An 18,245-nucleotide genomic window follows, 5' to 3' on the forward strand; every position below is an offset into this window, starting at 1 on the left:
AGCATGAAAGCCGACATTCACCCAACATACCCAGAAATTAACGTCACCTGTAGCTGTGGCAATAAATTCAAAACCCGTTCTACCAGCGGCAAAGATCTGAGCATCGAAGTATGTTCACAATGCCACCCTTTCTACACTGGCAAACAGAAGATTGTGGATACCGCTGGTCGCGTTGAGAAATTCCGCCAAAAATACGGCATGTAATTGGGTGGACTGTATTCTAAAAAGGCAGCATGGCTGCCTTTTTTGTTTTTAACGCATGCTACTTATCTTGTTTACCCCTGATGGTTTACACTAGATAGCAGCATAGGAACATAACTTGAGCACACAGCAGACACATGCAGTTTTTTATTGATCACGATTGGCAGGAAAATATGGCCACCCCGCGCGCCAAGGTGGGGGAACGGGCCAAAACACACCTGCTGATTCTGCTATGTACCATCTGGTTATGCGTAGGCTTAATCGGTCACTCACCATGGAAGCCTTTCGAATCGCAATCGGCCAGCATTATCCAAAGCCTGATTGACCACCCATTTTTATCAGCACAAAGCTGGACCGATGGTCACTGGATTGCGCCGGTGTCTGCAGGGCACCCAGCACTTGAAACGCCTCCGCTGTTTTACTGGGTTGCTACCGCATTTTCACAAACCCTCTCCCATTTATTACCGATTCATGATGCGGCACGCTTAAGCGTGGGTATCTGGATGCTGATCACGCTGTTGATGATGGGATTGAGTGGCCGTGAATTATGGAACCTGGGTGCAGGACGCCAGACCAACTTTATATTTATCGGCTGTCTGGGGCTAGTGGTCAGCGCACATACCATCATGCCGGAAGTAGCTGCGCTCAGCGGCATCAGCATGGCCTTTTATGCATTGACGCTGGTGATACGCAAACCGGTGCGGGCAATGTGGTTGCTTGCTGGCGGATTACTGATTGCCTTTTTATCAGCAGGATTATTACCCGCTGCCATGGTTGCGGGGACTACTGCAGGGGTGATTTTCTTGCCTGTGATACGGCAGCATATGGAGGCCAAACGTGCTTTACTGCTTGGCATCACACTGGCATTACCCGGCATTATACTGTGGTGCCTGTTATGTCAGCAGTGGGCAAATGGCCTGTGGGCGGCCTGGTGGGCAACGCAGGTGACTGTACAAATACCAAGTAACCATCTGTATTTTATGCGGACGCTTGCGTGGTACGCCTGGCCGGCCTTGCCGCTTGCATTATGGGGAATCTGGCGCTTCAGGCATGCAGTGCTGCACACTTACCGCTTTCAGCTCAGCCTGATTTTTTTTGTATGGGCATTCGTGCTAATCGGTTTTTTCAGTGATCGCAGCGAAGTAAATGCCTTGCCGCTGCTGATACCGCTAACGGCTTTGGCGGCTGGTAGCATAGAAACCCTTAAGCGCGGCGCAGCGGGCGCATTAAACTGGTTTGGCCTGATTTTATTCGGCTTGCTGATCGCGATTGCCTGGTTAGGCTGGTGGGCGATGCTAACGGGTCATCCGATCAGACTTTACCAGCGTCTGGCTTACTTGTCTGGCCTGCAAACCATCCAGCTTAGCGTGCTTTACGGTGCCATTGCAGTGGCGGTGACATTGATCTGGTTATCCGGCGTGATACGTTCCAAGCACTCCAACCGCTCCAGTGCGACTAACTGGGCTATCGGCATGACCTGTGCATGGACTGTATTTATGAGTTTATGGTTACCGATGATAGAAGCGGCTCGTACTTACCAGCCTATTTTTGAAGATATGCGTAATCATTTGCCTGCACACTACCGCTGTATCAGCAGCCGCAATATTGGTTCTTCACAAGCAGACTTGCTGCATTACCATGCCGGCATTCGTCTAACAGCAGAATCTACGGGGTGTGACTTGCTGCTAATTGAGGATCAGCCAGGTAAACGCCACACCTCACCAGGCACGGAGTGGTCGTTGATTTGGGAGGGTGAGCAAAGCCGCCAGAGTAAAGAGTCTTACAGGCTGCTTCAGCGACGTTAATCTATAGCCATTAACGCAGAATGATTCAAGCTTGAATATGTTGCTGAATGGCAGCCAATACCTTGGGGTGCAAGCCCGTGCCCTGCTGTTGTTGCACATGCGCCACCAGCGATTTAATCATCACCGAGTTCCAGAATTTTTTCAAATGACTGGCAATTTCCAGCTTGGCATCTTCCACATCCGGATTTGCCTCAAAAAAATCGCCAATCTGGTTGGCCATTTTGATTAATTTATCGACTTCCATCGCTTGCTCTTTTCAAATCAATAATCCGTTAACTGTTCAATCACAGACATCAACACCGAATAAGCAGAATTATCTTTTCTTCGATTCGATTCGATTTAAATCTAGCCTGTTAATTCGCCATGGTAAACCACGCATTGTGCTGGCCTGGCAAACCCTACCAGTAAAAAATCCTGTTCCTGCGCCAAATTCATCGCTAGCGATGTCGGGGCAGAAATGGCGACTAATGCCCGGCCACCGGTCATAGAGACCTTTTGTACCATTTCATAACTGGCGCGGCTGGTCGTCAGCACCCAGTGCTTGCCCCACAACTCGCCAAACTCAAGATTCTGCCGCAACAATAATCCAATGAGTTTATCTAGCGCATTATGCCTGCCGACATCCTCACGCACATGCAATACGTCGCCCTGGTCATTGACGATTGCACACGCATGGGTTGCACCGGTGATTTGCTGTAGCGGTTGCTGCGATTTGAGTTGCGCTATGGCAGTATTAATCGCTTGCAGTGAAACATTTGGCCTAGATGTTGTTAGCAGTGAAGGAATCTTAAAAACCTGGTCCAGGCTTTCCGCCCCACATAAACCGCACCCGGTACGGCCAGTCAGGTTACGCCGTTGCTCTTTGAGCGCCGCAAACTGTGCCGTGGCTAACTCGATATGCAATTCAATGCCCTTCAACAGGCCATTGGCATGATGGATGGCTTTTGCGTCGATTCCGTAAATTTGCGCGCGCTCGCTAATAATGCCTTCGGTAAATGAAAACCCGTAGGCAAAGTCTTCCAGGTCAGCTGGCGTTGCAAGCATCACCACATGCGAAATGCCGTTATACACCAGCGCGACCGGTACTTCTTGTGCAAGCGTATCCATCACGCTTTGTGGTTGCCCATTACGCCAGCGAGTTACCTCAAATTCGTGGCCTGCTTGATAAGCAGTGAGTGGCTGCCAATCGTTGCTTGTGTGCGTGATTGGGCAGTCATCATATTCAATTGCTGGTTGAGCCATCAGGAAACAACCGTTTGCGGATCCATCCCCGACAATTCGATTTGCGTATCGCTGAAGGTGCGGTAGTCTTTCTGCCACTCTGACAACTGGTTCACCTTGGTTACCTGCACCGCTGTCACTTTATATTCCGGGCAATTGGTGGCCCAGTCAGAGTTATCGGTGGTGATCACATTGGCGCCAGATTCAGGGTGGTGGAAAGTAGTGTACACCACGCCCGGCTGCACGCGCTCGGTGATCTTGGCGCGCAACACCGTTTGGCCGGCACGGCTGCTTATACCTACCCAGTCACCTTCCAGAATGCCGCGGTCTTCAGCATCATGTGGATGGATCTCAATCTTGTCTTCCGTATGCCAGACTACATTTTCAGTACGGCGCGTTTGCGCACCAACGTTATATTGCGACAGGATGCGGCCGGTCGTCAGGATCAACGGGAATTTGCCGTTGACGCGTTCGGTCGTAGGCACATATTGCGTGACGAAGAATTTACCTTTGCCGCGCACAAACTCTTCGACGTGCATGGTCGGCGTACCGGTCGGCGCTTCATCATTACAAGGCCACTGGATACTACCCAGTTCATCCAGTTTTTTGAAACTGACGCCTTTAAAAGTAGGTGTCAGCGCTGCAATTTCATCCATGATGTCGCTGGCATGGTTGTAATGCATAGGGTAACCCAATGCCTCTGAGAACTTGGCTGTAATCTCCCAGTCCTCCAAACCAGCTTCGTGCTTGCCATCTTCCCTGAGACCATTTTTCGGCGTCATCACCTTACGCACCGGCGAGATACGACGCTCTGCATTGGTAAAGGTACCGTTCTTCTCGAGGAAAGAGGCGCCCGGGAAAAATACGTGCGCAAACTTCGCTGTTTCGTTCAGGAACAAGTCCTGCACAATCACGCATTCCATATTCTCCAGTGCATGCGTCACGTGCTGGGTATCCGGATCTGATTGCGCGATATCTTCACCAACGCAATAAACAGCTTTAAAGCTGCCTTCAGCCGCCAGGTCCAGCATGTTAGGGATACGCAATCCTGGGTCTGCGCTCAAAGGAACCCCCCAGGCTGCTTCAAACAATGCGCGCGTTTCGTCATCTGACACATGGCGATAACCGGGGAACTCATGCGGCATGGAGCCCATATCACAAGAACCTTGAACGTTATTCTGTCCACGCAACGGGTTGACGCCTACGCCTTCGCGGCCAATATTACCGGTCGCCATCGCCAGGTTGGCGATACCCATCACGGTGGTTGAGCCCTGGCTATGTTCAGTCACACCCAAGCCATAGTAAATGGCTGCGTTGCCGCCAGTCGCAAACAGGCGCGCGGCTTCGCGTACCTTTTGCGGATCCAGTCCTAAATCTTTGGCCAGCGCCTCAGGTGAATTTTCCGGTTTGGCAACAAAGTCACGCCAGGCCACGAAAGAATCCCATTCACAACGCTCTTTGACAAAGTCCTCTTTAACCAAACCTTCGGTGACTACGACATGTGCCAATGCACTGATTAGTGCGACATTGGTACCTGGGCGCAAATTGAGGTGATAGTCCGCGCGAATATGAGGTGAATTTTCTACCAGGTCAATCGCACGCGGGTCGGCTACGATAAGCTTGGCGCCTTCACGCAGGCGACGTTTCATCAATGAGCCAAAGACCGGGTGACCATCGGTTGGATTGGCGCCCATGACAAAAATTACATCCGACTTCATCACGGAATCAAAGGTCTGTGTACCGGCAGATTCCCCCAGTGTTTGTTTTAAACCATAACCAGTTGGGCTGTGGCAAACGCGCGCGCAGGTATCTACATTATTACTGCCGAATACAGCGCGGATCAGCTTCTGCGTCACGTAGACTTCTTCGTTAGTACAACGGCTGGAAGTAATGCCACCGACTGCATCTTTACCATACTGAGCCTGGATACGTTGAATTTCACTGGCAGCATAGCTAATCGCCTCATCCCAGCCCACTTTTTGCCATGCATCATGAATGCTCTTGCGTATCATCGGGGTGGTGATACGGTCAGCATGGGTTGCATAGCCCCAGGCAAAACGGCCTTTAACGCAACTATGTCCGTGGTTGGCGCCACCTTCTTTGGTCGGCGTCATACGTACCACTTCTTCGCCCTTCATTTCGGCATCAAAGCTGCAACCCACACCGCAATAAGCACACGTGGTGGTCACGCTATGTTCTGGCGTACCTGCTGCAATCACGGTTTTTTCCATCAGGGTAGCAGTAGGACAAGCCTGTACGCAGGCACCACAGGACACACATTCTGAATCGAGGAAATCCTGGTTACCAGCGGAAACTTTGCTGTCAAAGCCGCGGCCCTGGATAGTCAAGGCAAAGGTGCCTTGCGTTTCTTCACAGGCTCGCACGCAACGGGAGCAGACGATACATTTTGACGCATCAAACGTAAAGTAAGGGTTGGATTCGTCTTTAGCCTGACCAAGGTGATTCTCACCTTCATAGCCATAGCGGACCTCGCGCAGACCCACTGCACCTGCCATATCCTGCAATTCGCAATCACCGTTGGCGGCACAGGTCAAACAATCCAGTGGATGGTCGGAAATATATAATTCCATCACCCCACGGCGCACATCGGCCAGTTTTGGTGTTTGTGTTTTGACTTTAATGCCCGAAGCGACAGGCGTCGTGCATGAAGCCGGGTAACCGCGACGACCTTCAATTTCCACCAGGCACAGTCGGCAGGAGCCGAAAGCTTCCAGCGAATCGGTCGCACACAGTTTAGGTACGGTTACGCCACCCAATTGTGCCGCATGCATAATTGAAGTACCTTCAGGCACAGTCACGTCGACGCCGTCGATATTCAGCGTCACCATGACATCGCTGTCAGATTTTGGTGTGCCGTAATCTTTGTTCGCGTCGTACTTCAATACTGAAGGTTGGGAAGGGGTATATTTGATGTCATCCATAATGTCACCTTTACTGCCTAGGCAGCAGCTTCTTTATTACTCAGACCAAAATCTTCGGGAAAATGATTCAGCGCACTTAATACCGGGTAAGGCGTCATGCCACCCAGTGCGCATAAAGAACCATTCAGCATGGTGTCCGACAAGTCCCGCAGCAACTGCACATTCTGCGGATGGTTTTTACCGGCCACAATTTTATCCATTACTTCAACGCCACGGGTAGAACCAATCCTGCACGGCGTGCATTTACCGCAGCTTTCTATGGCGCAGAATTCGAACGCGTAACGTGCCATTTTGGCCATATCCGCCGTTTCATCAAACGCCACAATGCCACCATGACCGAGTACCGCCCAGATTTTGCCAAACTCTTCATAATCCAGCGGTGTATCAAACTGGCTTTCCGGCAGGTATGCGCCTAATGGGCCACCAACCTGCACTGCGCGGATAGGTTTACCGGAAGCCGAGCCACCGCCATAGTCATACAACAACTCGCGCAAGGTGGCGCCAAATGCCAGTTCAACCAATCCGGTTTGCTTCAGGTTACCCGCTAGTTGGATAGGTAGGGTGCCGCGTGACCTGCCCATGCCGTAATCGGCATAATATTGTGCCCCTTTATCCAGAATGATAGGCACGGTTGCCAGCGAAATTACGTTATTAACAATGGTCGGCTTGCCAAACAAACCTTCAATCGCAGGCAATGGTGGTTTGAAACGCACCAGGCCGCGTTTGCCTTCCAGGCTCTCCAGCAGAGAAGTCTCTTCACCGCAGACATAAGCCCCGGCGGCACGCCGTACTTCCAGATGAAAGGTTTTACCGGAACCCTGAATATTTTCACCCAGGTAGCCAGCTATATTTGCCCGGCGGATAGCTTCATTCAAGGTTTTGAGCGCATGCGGGTATTCGCTACGCAGATAGATATATCCCTGGGTAGCACCGACAGCGATACCGGCAATCGTCATCCCTTCGATCAGGACAAACGGATCGTCTTCCATGATCATGCGGTCAGAATAAGTGCCTGAATCGCCTTCATCGGCATTGCAGACCACATACTTCTGCTCTGCCGGCGCATTCAGCACCGTATTCCATTTGATACCGGTCGGGAAAGCTGCGCCACCGCGGCCACGCAAACCGGAATCCGTGACTGCTTTCACAATGTCAGCCCCACTCAATGCCAGTGCATTTTTCAGGCCTTTGTAGCCATCATGGGCCAGATAATCTTCCAGCGATACCGGATCGGTAATCCCTACGCGAGCAAATGTCAGGCGTTGCTGTTTTTTCAACCAGGCAAGCTCTTCGGTTAATCCCAGATATAAAGGATGCCCTTTTGCAGAATCTGACAGTGCATTAATAAAATTTGTATCAAACAGGCTGGCAACATCTTTAGGTTGCACCGGACCAAAAGCGACACGACCTTCGGGAAGCTCAACTTCTACCAGTGGTTCCAGCCAGAACATTCCGCGTGAACCGTTACGGATCAGTTGTATATCAATACCTCTTGCTTGCGCTTCTGCCACAATGGCTTTGGCAGTGCGTTCGGCGCCTAGCGACAAGGCGGTCGAGTCAATCGGCACATATACCTTAACCATGGCAAACCTCGGCAATCAGCTCAGAAACCTTTTCACTATTCATGCGTCCATACACTTCATCATTCAGCATCACCGCTGGTGAGCAGCCACAGTTACCCAGGCAATACACCGGTAGCAATGTGACCTTGCCATCTTGGGTTGTTTGATGGTAATCCACACCTAGTCTGGATTTGAGTTCAGCCTCAAGTTTTGAGGAACCCATAGCCTGGCAGGATTCCGCACGGCAAATCTGCAACACATGCTTGCCAATCGGGTGTGTACGGAAATGGTGGTAAAAACTGACGACACCGTGCACTTCAGCGACTGAAAGTGCCAATGCCTTGGATATATCGGGATAAATAATCTCAGGGACATAGCCGATATCATCCTGAATCGCATGTAAAAGAGGCATCAAACCACCCGGCACATGCTGATGTGCTTGGATATGTGCTTTTATGAGCGTCTGCTGCTCCTGGCTTAATAAATGATCCAAACTAACCTCGCAGTTACAATTTAGTTACATTCTATCACCCCGAAATCATACGCTTTATTCATCCCTTGTGAAACCATGAAAAGGGCATAGAATATTGATTACTTTAAAATTAATGGACGCAATGCAATTTTCGACTCACATTCCCTCGCAGCTTATCGACCAGTTTGGCCGGCATGTCGACTACATTCGCCTGTCAATCACCGACCGTTGTGATTTCCGTTGCCAGTATTGCATGGCTGAAGAAATGACATTTTTGCCTCGCGATGAAGTGCTTAGCCTTGAAGAATGTTCGCGACTGGTTAAATTGTTTGTCCGTATGGGGGTTACGAAAGTTCGCATTACCGGCGGCGAACCATTGGTGCGCAAAAATGCCATGTGGCTGTTTGAAGAGATAGGCCATTTGCCAGGCCTGCAGGAATGTCTGCTCACTACTAACGGTAGCCAGCTGGATAAATACAGCCTGACTTTAAAAGCGGCTGGTGTTAACCGTATCAATATTTCGCTAGATAGCCTGGATGAAGAACGCTTCCGCAAGATCACCCGTGTCGGTGAACTGCCAAAAGTGCTGTCCGGCATTGAGCATGCCATTCAAGCCGGATTCAGCAATATCAAACTTAACACTGTGCTGATGCGTGGCATTAATGATGATGAAGCCTTCGACCTGGTCAACTTTGCTATCCAGAAACATATTGATATTAGCTTTATTGAAGAAATGCCATTAGGTGAAGTTAACCATGACCGTGAAAGCAGTTGCGTCAGTAATAACGAAACGCTGGCACAATTAAAAAGTAAGTTTTCCCTCACCCCGAGCATGCATAAAACCGGTGGCCCTGCGCGTTACTGGCAAGTCAATGGCGAAAAAACAAGAATCGGGTTTATCTCCCCGCATAGCCATAACTTTTGCGAAAGCTGCAATCGTGTGCGCATCACCTGTAAAGGTGAATTATTCTTATGCCTGGGACAAGAACATAAAATTGACCTGATGCCACTTTTGCGCGCTCACCCTAAAGACGATATGCCATTGGTTGAAGCTATCTTGCAAGGCATGCGCATCAAACCCAAAGGACATGACTTTGATTTACAGCGGGCAGCGCCAGCCGTAATCCGATTTATGTCGCATACAGGCGGTTAAATGCAGGTTACTGCAGTTATCCTGGCCGGCGGGCGTGGTATACGTATGGGTGGCATTGATAAGGGGCTAGTAGATTATCAAGGCAAAACGATGGTGGCACATGTGCTTGACCGCATACAGCCACAAGTGGCGCAAGTCATCATTAATGCAAACCGTAACCTCGAGACCTATCACCAGTTCGGCGTTCCCGTAGTCACAGATGCTAATACGCAATTCGACGGTCCATTATCAGGTTTTCAGGCAGGTTTAAAACATGCCCAAACTGACTGGCTACTGACAGTGCCATGCGACTCACCCCTGTTGCCGCTGGATTTAAGCCAGCGAATGTCGCGAGCGATTAACCACTCAAATGCTTTGATAGCAATTGCACGTAGTAGCAGCGGAGACCATCCGGTGTTTTGCCTGCTTCATCGCAGTTTAAGCAACGATCTTGATGCATTTCTGCAAGAGGGACAGCGCCGCGTCAGTGCCTGGCAAGCACGGCATACACAGGTGTTTGTTGATTTTGAAGATGAGCTAGCTTTTACTAACATTAATCATGCACTTTAGCAGTATCCACAAGTAGATATAAATAGCCCTACCGTCTGGACTGCGAACAACCTTGGATCAGACTTGATTTTTAACATGGTGGCTGACGTGACAGCCTGTAAAATAATGATTTTGCAATTGGTGAATATTTGTCATGCAATCTTCTGATTTAGAACTATCCGATTTAGCGTCAAAGGCCTCGTGCCTGGATGACTATGACCCGAACGCGATGTCAGTGACACAGGCACGTCACTACATCCAGCAGTTCTTAAGCCCGGTCAGCGAAACTGAAACAGTAACACTCAAAGACAGTTTGGGACGTTTTCTAGCCAAACCGGTGATTTCCGGCATGAATGTGCCTGGCCATAATAATTCGGCGATGGATGGTTTTGCCTTCAGGCATGCAGAAGGGGGAAATCCACTTAAAGTGATCGGTACTGCATTTGCGGGCGCTCCGTTTACTTCAGAAATTCCGGCCGGCTGCTGCATCAAAATCATGACTGGAGCGGTCATCCCACCTACCGTCGATACGGTCATCATGCAGGAACAAACCTCAACTGAAGGCGAGTTGGTTACCCTGGCAAAATTGCCGGCTTTGGGCGCCAATATCCGCCTGACCGGAGAAGATGTAGCGGTAGGCCAAACGGTGTTGACGCCTGGTCATCGCATTGAACCGGCAGATATGGGTCTGCTGGCCTCTTTGGGGATTGGTGAAATTGAGGTCTATCGTCGATTAAAAGTGGCTTTTTTTAGCACTGGTGATGAGTTGATAAGCGTCGGCAAACCTTTGCAACCAGGGCAGATTTATGACAGTAACCGCTACAGTTTATGGGGTGTGTTAGAAGCAATTGGTGTGTCAGTGACTGACCTTGGCAATGTGGCCGATGACCCGGCTGCCTTGGAAAAAACTTTGCTGGAAGCCGCCTTTGAGTACGATGTAGTAATTACCAGTGGTGGCGTCTCGGTCGGCGAAGCAGACTTTATGAAACAGCTGCTAGCCAAACATGGACAGGTCTTGTTCTGGAAAATCAATATGAAGCCAGGCCGCCCGCTGGCTTACGGAAAAATCGGCATTGCCCATTATTTTGGACTGCCTGGTAATCCGGTGTCTGCGATGGTGACTTTCTACCAGTTTGTTCAGGAAGCGCTCAAAACTTTGATGGGAGCAGCTCACCTGGCAACACCCTCTTTTCAAGTCAAATGTGTCAACGCCATCAAAAAGGCTACTGGCCGTACTGAATTTCAGCGGGGCATATTGTTTAAAGAAGGTGAAACCTGGAAAGTGAAAACCACTGGCGAACAAGGCTCTGGTATTTTAAGCAGCATGAGCCGGGCCAATTGTTTTATTGTGCTTAATGAGCAAACCGGCGCACTGGAAGCTGGGACTTTGGTAGAAGTACAACCTTTCCATGGCGTGTGCTAGATAACAAACCTTCAGGCACTGGCAGGAATGCTAAAAAATAGCTTATAGTGTCGGGTCGTATGGGGCTTTAAGGTTAGGGTTTAGGCGTGCAAGCCGTTCTACAAGAATCAAAAACACAGTTCAAACATGTATTGGAGTGGTGCCTGATTGGCTCGCTGCTGGTACATGCATTGATCATGCTTTATATTCCTAAACCTACTTACGAAAAGCCCCCGGTCCAGAAACAGGAAATTCAAATCGAGCTCGTGAAAGAGATGCCACCAGCAGCGGTTTCGCCTCCAGCCGAACCTGAACCAACGCCACCTACACCTGAACCACCCAAGCCTGAACCGGTAAAACCACCACCTAAGCCGGTAGAGCCTAAGCCTGCGGAACAAAAACCAACCCTGCCGCAAAAGGCATCGCCTCTGCCGGAACCACCGGTAGAACCTACCCGGACAGTTGCAGAAACGCCGGCGCCTTCAGTGATTACGGCGAAACCAACCGCTAGCGAGAGTAAAGCTGAAGTTGTGCCGCCGCCAGCACCGCCTGCACCACCCCCGGAGCCCCCAAAAGCGACGGGGCCTAGTGAAGGTGATATTGAAGCTGCGCGCAATGCGTTTAGAAACGCAGCACACAGGGAGCTAAAGAAAAACCAGCGCTACCCCAGAATTGCGCAAGACAGGGGCATTGAAGGTGATGTCAAACTGAGCATTAACATTGATGACCATGGCAACATCACAGGCATCGAAGTGCTTGAGTCCAGTGGCAATAAAGCGATTGATGAGGCGGCACTGGCAGCCGCACAGAAATCGCAGTTAAAACCGCATTTTAACGAGATTCTGCGCGGTAAAATCAGCAATATTGTAGTGACTGTCAGCTTCAGATTGTCCAGCTAACATGGCACTTTCCCAAGGAAAATTTAAAAAAGCTTTTACGCAACGGGCGTATGGCAAGTCTCTTCGACACTTATTGTTGTTTCATGACCTGTACTTTATTGCCCTGATTATTCTGGCGGTGGCCAGCGGAGGCTACGGCATTTATCTGTGGGATAAAGCCTCCAAACAATCCCAGCGTATCAATATCGTTATCCAGGAAATTTATCTGGTCAGGGGCGATTTATATCGCCAGGTAAAGGAGTTATTCGATGCTTTTTTTCTGCAGGAAGAAAATGCGCTCAACGAATATAACCACTATACGGCATCCATTTTGTTGCACCTGGAGCGCTTGCAAAAGATTGCGATTGATGAACAAGAAAGAACTGCGCTTAGCGAAATTGAAAGTAAATACCGCAAGCTGGTGAATGAAGCACCGACCTTGTTCTACCGCTATCAGAACAACCCGAACAAACAGGCGCAGAAGTCTATTTACCAGGATATTGAAACCGGTATTTTTACGCATTACGAAGAAGTATCCAAACGCGCTGAGCACCTGCTGATGATCAAGCAAAGCGAGATCAAAAATCGCCTGGAAGATGCCAGAAGCAGCTCAATTGCAGTGTTGTCATTGCCACTATTGCTTGCATGTGTACTGATTATTTATTCTAGGCGCATTTTAAAGCGGTCCATCGTCAAACCAATCAATGACATCATGATTGCTACCAATGCGATCAGTGCTGGCAACCTGAGCCACCAGGTGCCTGAAGCAGGTGCAGAAGAGCTGGCGGTGCTATCTAAAGAGATTAATAAAATGGCCGAGGATCTGGCCTTAAGCCGTGATGCCCTCGTTAAAAGTGAAAAACAGGCGGCACTCGGCCTGCTGGTGCCGATGCTGGCACATAACATCCGCAATCCGCTCGCCAGTATTCGCGCAACAGCCCAGGTGATTGATGCGCCGGACCGCGATACCCAGGAATCTGTGCAGGGGATCATCCACACTGTAGACCGCCTGGAAAGATGGACTGGCAGCCTGCTTTCATATTTGCACCCGATTAAACCGATGCTGAATCAGCTGATGCTGTCGTCAATTGTGCAAGGCGCGATCATGACGCTGCAGCCCAAGCTTAATGAAAAAAACATCAAAATCATTGAAGACAGTGCCAATATAAAACGCCTGATATTGACTGATGAGCACCTGCTGGAACAAATGCTCTATAACTTATTGCTCAACGCTTCTGAAGCCTCTCCGAAAGGCTCTGAGATTCATATTCAGTGTGTACTTTTGGATAATACGTTGACGCTCGTCATCATAGATCAGGGCCCCGGAATGCCGTTTAAGCCAGATCCGCATGCCATCACACCTGGACCAACCACCAAACGCTTTGGTACCGGCCTGGGTATTCCGTTTGCATTCAAAGTCTGCGAAGAGTTAGGCGGCGCCATGCAGTTTGACAGCCAGGCCGGCAATGGCACCCGCATCACTATTTCATTACCTCAATAACCTGGCCCACACAAAAGCTTGATTGCGTTAGCGACTAATTTTCTTTTTCTGCTTGCTTAATTTCGGTTTTTTATCAACAATGTGGTTAAGCATTTGCCATGAATATTATGTTGAATTCACCTGCTCCCGCGTTATCCTTGCCAGCCACCTCCGGCCTTCAATTCAAAGTCAGCGACTATTTGGGGAAATACATTGTTTTGTATTTTTATCCCAAAGATGCGACGCCTGGCTGTACCACTCAAGGCATCCAGTTTCGAGATATGCATGCTGAGTTCACAGCCGCAAATGCCGTGATTTTCGGAATTTCACGGGATACGCTTAAATCTCACGAAAACTTCAAAGCCAAGTACCTGTTTCCGTTTGAGTTAATCTCCGATAGCGAAGAGCTTGCCTGTCAGGCGTTTGATGTGATTAAAATGAAAAACATGTACGGCAAGCAGGTACGTGGTATTGAGCGTAGTACGTTTTTAATTGATCTAAAAGGCACCATTGTCCGCGAATGGTGTGGTGTCAAGGTCGATGGCCATGCCGCAGAAGTGCTGGCCTGTATCCAATCTTTCCACTCATAAAGTGATTTTCTATGGCACGTGCTCCACAAACTAAGCTGTTCGTTCTGGATACCAATGTACTGATGCACGATCCTTCATCGCTGTTCAGGTTCGAAGAACACGATGTGTACTTACCGATGGTGACCTTGGAAGAGTTGGATAATGGCAAAAAAGGTCTTACGGAAGTTGCCAGAAATGCTCGCCAAGCCAGCCGTTTCCTGGAAGAAATCATGGGTAGTGCCGATACTGATAACTTGGAAGCTGGCTGTTCGCTAGCAATCAAGGGTAATCGCCACCTGCCGGGAAAACTGTTTTTCCAGACGGAGCATGTGCCTACAGATTTGCCAGGATTGGCAGGGAGTAAAGCAGACAACCAGATTATCAGTGTTGTTCTAGCGCTCAAAAAACAAACGCCTGACCGTAACGTCATCCTGGTCAGCAAGGATATTAATATCCGCATCAAGGCACGCGCCATGGGTGTGCCTTCTGAAGACTACTTCAACGACAAAGTGCTGGAAGACAGCGATATGCTGTATACCGGCTTGCGGGAGCTACCGGAAAACTTCTGGGAGGAACATAGCAAAGACATGCATTCCTGGCAGGAAGCAGGCCGGATGTTTTACAAAATCAGCGGACCGGTTGTGAAATCGCTCCTGATCAATGAATTTGTGTTTTATGAATACAACAAACCTTTTCATGCGATAGTGCGCAAACTTGAAGATAATTCTGCGGTGCTGGAAGTGGTGCATGACCATGCAAACCCCAAGCACAATGTATGGGGCATTACTGCGCGTAATCGCGAACAGAACTTTGCTTTAAATCTGTTGATGGATCCTGACATTGATTTCGTGACCTTGCTCGGCCAGGCAGGTACTGGTAAAACATTATTGACCCTGGCGGCCGCCCTGACGCAAACCCTTGATAAAAAACGCTATTCTGAAATCATCATGACCCGTGTTACCGTACCGGTGGGTGAAGATATCGGCTTTTTACCAGGCACTGAAGAAGAAAAAATGGCGCCTTGGATGGGCGCACTGGAAGATAACCTGGATGTGCTGAACAAGACTGATGAAGATGTCGGCGAATGGGGCCGTGCTGCAACACAGGATTTGATCCGTACGAGAATCAAGATCAAGTCGCTCAACTTTATGCGTGGCCGCACTTTCCTGAATAAATTCCTGATCATTGATGAAGCGCAAAACCTGACGCCGAAACAGATGAAAACGCTCATCACGCGCGCAGGCCCAGGCACCAAAGTGGTCTGTTTGGGCAATATTGCGCAAATTGATACACCTTATTTAACAGAAGGTAGCTCTGGCCTTACTTATGTGGTTGACCGCTTCAAGAACTGGCAACATAACGGCCACATCACCCTGATTCGTGGCGAGCGTTCGCGCCTGGCTGATTTTGCGGCAGAGGTGTTGTAGACATTCGTCTGCCCTGCTGCCATGGTCAAAGGCTTTTATACCCTACTGATTGCCCAGTTTTTATCGGCAATTGCCGATAATGCACTCCTGTTTGCAGCCATTGCCCTGCTCGCGCAACTGAATGCTCCGACTTGGCACGAGCCTTTGTTGCGCGAGTTTTTCGTCATCTCCTATATCCTGCTGGCGCCATTTGTTGGCCCATTTGCTGACGCGTTACCCAAAGGCCGGGTCATGTTTTTGAGCAATGGCCTCAAGTTCGCAGGGTGTTTGCTGGCGCTCGCTGGTGTACCGCCACTATACGCCTATGCGGTGGTGGGTATTGGTGCTGCGGCGTACTCCCCGGCTAAATACGGCATCCTGACTGAAATGCTGCCTTCGCATCTACTGATCAAAGCCAATGCGTGGATGGAAGGCACGACAGTGACCGCCATTATTTTGGGACCAGTGTTTGGATCTACAATTGCTGCCGCGACCAGCCCTTATGTGGGTATTGCGTTTATTACGCTGCTTTATCTACTGGCGGCAGCGTTTAACTATTTCATCCCTAAAGTACCTATCGACCACAAGGTAGAGCAAAAAACCCTCAAGTATTTGTTAAAGGACTTTTGGCATGCATTTATTACCTTGTGGAAAGACCCGCAAGGCCAGGTTTCCCTAGCGGTAACCACACTGTTCTGGGGCGCAGGGGCGACTTTGCAGTTTGTGGTGCTGAAATGGGCAGACGTAAAGCTCGGCTTTACACAGCAGGAAGCGACTTACCTGATTGCGATTCTGGCTGTAGGCATTGCCGCTGGTTCAGTCATCGCCTCGCGCTATGTCCAGCTGGAGAATGCCGTTAAGGTATTACCAGCAGGCATTTATATGGGCATCCTGGTGATCAGTATGGTACTCATTACCAACCCGATTGTAGCTGCTGTTTTACTGTTTGTGATTGGCGTGTTATCAGGCTATTTTTTAGTGCCGCTGAACTCTCTGCTTCAGCATCGTGGCCATCATTTGCTTGGTGCCGGGCACTCGATCGCTGTGCAAAACTTTAACGAAAACATAGGCATACTACTGTTACTGGGTGCCTATACCTGGATGGTGGGTGCAAAGTTTGAAATCAATACCATTGTGGCAATCTTTGGTGTGTTTATTATTGTCAGTATGTCGTTGATTACATTCGTCTACCGTAAACATATTCAACGTTAAGTAAACCTAAACACTTTGGGGCTAAACAAAAAGGGCGCTTGCAGCGCCCTTTTATTTTTTGACATGCTGAGTGATTAGTGCAGTTTCACATGTGGTTCGGTACGTCTGGATATCAGGCGACCGATGCTATGCACAATCACCGCCAAGACGCCATGCAATGCCATCAAATGCATTTTATACAGGCTACGGTACATCACACGGGCAAATAAGCCCTGAATATACATGCTGCCGCCAGCCACAGCACCCATCAAGCTACCGACAGTAGAGTATTTACCCAGGTTAACCAGTGAGCCATAATCGCGGTAATGAAACTCTGGCAGCGTTTCTTTGCCTGCCACGCGTGCTTTCACTGTTTTCACCAGTAATGATGCTTCCTGATGCGCAGCTTGCGCACGTGGCGGCACCGTCGTATCGTGGCCCAGCCATGGACATGCGGCACAATCACCAAAAGCAAAAATATTTTCGTCCCGCGTGGTTTGCAGGTGCTGGTTAACGACTAGTTGATTAATTCTATTCGTCTCCAGGCCATCAATATCCTTTAGGAAATCCGGTGCCTTAATACCCGCTGCCCACACGACCAGTTCCGCAGGGATAAAACGACCACTATGTGTGGTAATCCCTTTAGGAGACACTTCAGTCACGCGCTCACCAGTAAAGACGTTCACACGCAGTTTACGCAACTCAACATCTACAGCGTAAGAAAGCTTATTCGGTAACGCCGGCAAAATGCGGTCGCTGGCTTCAATCAGTGAAATTTTGACATCACGATCCGGGTCAATCTTGTCCAATCCGTAGGCAGTTAATTCACGTGTGGTGTTATGCAGCTCAGCAGCCAGTTCAACACCGGTGGCACCCGCGCCTACAATGGCGACTTCCAGCTGACCCGGTTTCAATGCTTCAGATTGCGTCTGTGCCCGTAATAATGCGTTGTGCAGGTAACGGTGGAACCGTTGTGCCTGGGAGTGAGTGTCTAATGCCAGTGAATATTCTCGTGCTCCGTTGATGCCAAAGTCGTTAGTCGTACTACCAACGGCAATAATCAGGGTGTCATATTTAAACGTACGCCGTGCAATGACTTCATTGCCATCTTCGTCCATAAATGGCGCCAGGCTCACTTCACGCGTAGCGCGATTTAAGCCATCCATACGCCCCAGGCGGAACTTGAAGTGATGCCAATGCGCTTGTGCAAGGTAATCCAGCTCATGACGGTCTGGATCCATGCTACCGGCTGCGATTTCATGTAATAACGGTTTCCATACATGTGTTCTGGTGCTATCAATCAGCGTGATGAGAGCCTTGTTCTTTTTTCCAAGGGAATCTCCCAGCTTGGTTGCTAACTCCAGTCCACCTGCGCCACCACCTACGATGATGACATGGTGCAAATTATTTTCATCCGTCACACTATATCCTTCAA

At 49.5% G+C, this 18,245-nt stretch carries 16 protein-coding genes; 10 read left to right on the plus strand and 6 right to left on the minus strand.

All coding sequences use genetic code 11. The annotated features are described in order from the left end of the window. Nucleotides 1–3: 3 nt before the first annotated feature. Together rpmE and LPA26_RS12240 are read left to right on the plus strand one after the other, a co-directional pair. Nucleotides 4–204 (plus strand): 50S ribosomal protein L31, encoded by a 201-nt coding sequence (gene rpmE, locus LPA26_RS12235; protein WP_055828263.1) that lies wholly within the window; start codon nucleotides 4–6, stop codon nucleotides 202–204. Nucleotides 205–338: 134 nt separating this feature from the next. Continuing rightward, entirely contained in the window at nucleotides 339–2,006 is a 1,668-nt protein-coding gene (locus LPA26_RS12240) for a glycosyltransferase family 39 protein (protein ID WP_229008556.1), read from the plus strand. Between the two features lie 25 nt (nucleotides 2,007–2,031). Here LPA26_RS12240 and LPA26_RS12245 read toward each other — a convergent pair whose 3' ends face one another. The 5 genes from LPA26_RS12245 to LPA26_RS12265 all read right to left on the minus strand — a co-directional run bounded on the left by LPA26_RS12245 (nucleotide 2,032) and on the right by LPA26_RS12265 (nucleotide 8,224). Continuing rightward, nucleotides 2,032–2,250, minus strand: coding sequence for a formate dehydrogenase subunit delta (locus tag LPA26_RS12245; protein WP_055869761.1), 219 nt, complete (start codon nucleotides 2,248–2,250; stop codon nucleotides 2,032–2,034). Between the two features lie 101 nt (nucleotides 2,251–2,351). After that, nucleotides 2,352–3,248, minus strand: coding sequence for a formate dehydrogenase accessory sulfurtransferase FdhD (gene fdhD, locus LPA26_RS12250; protein WP_229008557.1), 897 nt, complete (start codon nucleotides 3,246–3,248; stop codon nucleotides 2,352–2,354). Then, nucleotides 3,248–6,169, minus strand: coding sequence for a formate dehydrogenase subunit alpha (fdhF, locus tag LPA26_RS12255; RefSeq protein ID WP_229008558.1), 2,922 nt, complete (start codon nucleotides 6,167–6,169; stop codon nucleotides 3,248–3,250). The genes fdhD and fdhF overlap by 1 nt, the downstream gene beginning before the upstream one ends. A gap of 17 nt (nucleotides 6,170–6,186) precedes the next feature. Continuing rightward, nucleotides 6,187–7,752: an NADH-quinone oxidoreductase subunit NuoF gene (locus LPA26_RS12260; protein ID WP_229008559.1), complete on the minus strand. Its 1,566-nt coding sequence runs from the start codon at nucleotides 7,750–7,752 to the stop codon at nucleotides 6,187–6,189. Beyond that, nucleotides 7,745–8,224, minus strand: coding sequence for a formate dehydrogenase subunit gamma (locus tag LPA26_RS12265; RefSeq protein ID WP_229008560.1), 480 nt, complete (start codon nucleotides 8,222–8,224; stop codon nucleotides 7,745–7,747). The genes LPA26_RS12260 and LPA26_RS12265 overlap by 8 nt, the downstream gene beginning before the upstream one ends. A gap of 121 nt (nucleotides 8,225–8,345) precedes the next feature. Between LPA26_RS12265 and moaA the strand changes: the two genes are divergently transcribed. The 8 genes from moaA to lplT all read left to right on the plus strand — a co-directional run bounded on the left by moaA (nucleotide 8,346) and on the right by lplT (nucleotide 16,831). Then, nucleotides 8,346–9,356, plus strand: a complete 1,011-nt coding sequence (gene moaA / locus LPA26_RS12270) for a GTP 3',8-cyclase MoaA (protein ID WP_229008561.1) — start codon at nucleotides 8,346–8,348, stop codon at nucleotides 9,354–9,356. After that, nucleotides 9,357–9,905, plus strand: a complete 549-nt coding sequence (mobA, locus tag LPA26_RS12275; protein WP_229008562.1) for a molybdenum cofactor guanylyltransferase MobA — start codon at nucleotides 9,357–9,359, stop codon at nucleotides 9,903–9,905. Nucleotides 9,906–10,038: 133 nt separating this feature from the next. After that, a complete protein-coding gene (gene glp / locus LPA26_RS12280) occupies nucleotides 10,039–11,307 on the plus strand; it encodes a gephyrin-like molybdotransferase Glp (protein WP_229008563.1) in 1,269 nt (422 codons plus the stop codon). An 86-nt stretch (nucleotides 11,308–11,393) separates the two neighbouring features. Continuing rightward, nucleotides 11,394–12,185: an energy transducer TonB gene (locus LPA26_RS12285; protein WP_055869738.1), complete on the plus strand. Its 792-nt coding sequence runs from the start codon at nucleotides 11,394–11,396 to the stop codon at nucleotides 12,183–12,185. 1 nt (nucleotide 12,186) lies between these two features. Next, nucleotides 12,187–13,665 (plus strand): HAMP domain-containing sensor histidine kinase, encoded by a 1,479-nt coding sequence (locus LPA26_RS12290; RefSeq protein ID WP_229008564.1) that lies wholly within the window; start codon nucleotides 12,187–12,189, stop codon nucleotides 13,663–13,665. A gap of 107 nt (nucleotides 13,666–13,772) precedes the next feature. Next, complete coding sequence (locus LPA26_RS12295; RefSeq protein WP_229008753.1) at nucleotides 13,773–14,234, plus strand: peroxiredoxin; 462 nt, start codon at nucleotides 13,773–13,775, stop codon at nucleotides 14,232–14,234. 11 nt (nucleotides 14,235–14,245) lie between these two features. After that, nucleotides 14,246–15,640 (plus strand): PhoH family protein, encoded by a 1,395-nt coding sequence (locus LPA26_RS12300; protein ID WP_055869733.1) that lies wholly within the window; start codon nucleotides 14,246–14,248, stop codon nucleotides 15,638–15,640. 21 nt (nucleotides 15,641–15,661) lie between these two features. Continuing rightward, nucleotides 15,662–16,831 carry a lysophospholipid transporter LplT gene (gene lplT / locus LPA26_RS12305; protein WP_055828297.1) on the plus strand — a complete coding sequence of 390 codons (1,170 nt, stop codon included), beginning with the start codon at nucleotides 15,662–15,664 and terminating at the stop codon, nucleotides 16,829–16,831. A gap of 74 nt (nucleotides 16,832–16,905) precedes the next feature. Here lplT and LPA26_RS12310 read toward each other — a convergent pair whose 3' ends face one another. Then, on the minus strand, nucleotides 16,906–18,231 hold the full coding sequence (locus LPA26_RS12310) for an NAD(P)/FAD-dependent oxidoreductase (RefSeq protein ID WP_055828300.1): 1,326 nt from the start codon (nucleotides 18,229–18,231) through the stop codon (nucleotides 16,906–16,908). Between the last annotated feature and the right edge of the window lie 14 nt (nucleotides 18,232–18,245).

The sequence above is a fragment of the Methylophilus sp. Leaf408 genome (assembly GCF_916856905.1).
Classification (GTDB): domain Bacteria; phylum Pseudomonadota; class Gammaproteobacteria; order Burkholderiales; family Methylophilaceae; genus Methylophilus.

Coding starts and splice junctions, on each gene's coding strand:
- LPA26_RS12290 (WP_229008564.1), top strand. CDS start 12,187: ATGGCACTTTCCCAAGGAAAATTTAAAAAAGCTTTTACGCAACGGGCG.
- moaA (WP_229008561.1), top strand. CDS start 8,346: ATGCAATTTTCGACTCACATTCCCTCGCAGCTTATCGACCAGTTTGGC.
- LPA26_RS12245 (WP_055869761.1), bottom strand. CDS start 2,250: ATGGAAGTCGATAAATTAATCAAAATGGCCAACCAGATTGGCGATTTT.
- LPA26_RS12300 (WP_055869733.1), top strand. CDS start 14,246: ATGGCACGTGCTCCACAAACTAAGCTGTTCGTTCTGGATACCAATGTA.
- LPA26_RS12260 (WP_229008559.1), bottom strand. CDS start 7,752: ATGGTTAAGGTATATGTGCCGATTGACTCGACCGCCTTGTCGCTAGGC.
- LPA26_RS12240 (WP_229008556.1), top strand. CDS start 339: ATGCAGTTTTTTATTGATCACGATTGGCAGGAAAATATGGCCACCCCG.
- lplT (WP_055828297.1), top strand. CDS start 15,662: ATGGTCAAAGGCTTTTATACCCTACTGATTGCCCAGTTTTTATCGGCA.
- rpmE (WP_055828263.1), top strand. CDS start 4: ATGAAAGCCGACATTCACCCAACATACCCAGAAATTAACGTCACCTGT.
- glp (WP_229008563.1), top strand. CDS start 10,039: ATGCAATCTTCTGATTTAGAACTATCCGATTTAGCGTCAAAGGCCTCG.
- mobA (WP_229008562.1), top strand. CDS start 9,357: ATGCAGGTTACTGCAGTTATCCTGGCCGGCGGGCGTGGTATACGTATG.
- fdhD (WP_229008557.1), bottom strand. CDS start 3,248: ATGGCTCAACCAGCAATTGAATATGATGACTGCCCAATCACGCACACA.
- fdhF (WP_229008558.1), bottom strand. CDS start 6,169: ATGGATGACATCAAATATACCCCTTCCCAACCTTCAGTATTGAAGTAC.
- LPA26_RS12295 (WP_229008753.1), top strand. CDS start 13,773: ATGTTGAATTCACCTGCTCCCGCGTTATCCTTGCCAGCCACCTCCGGC.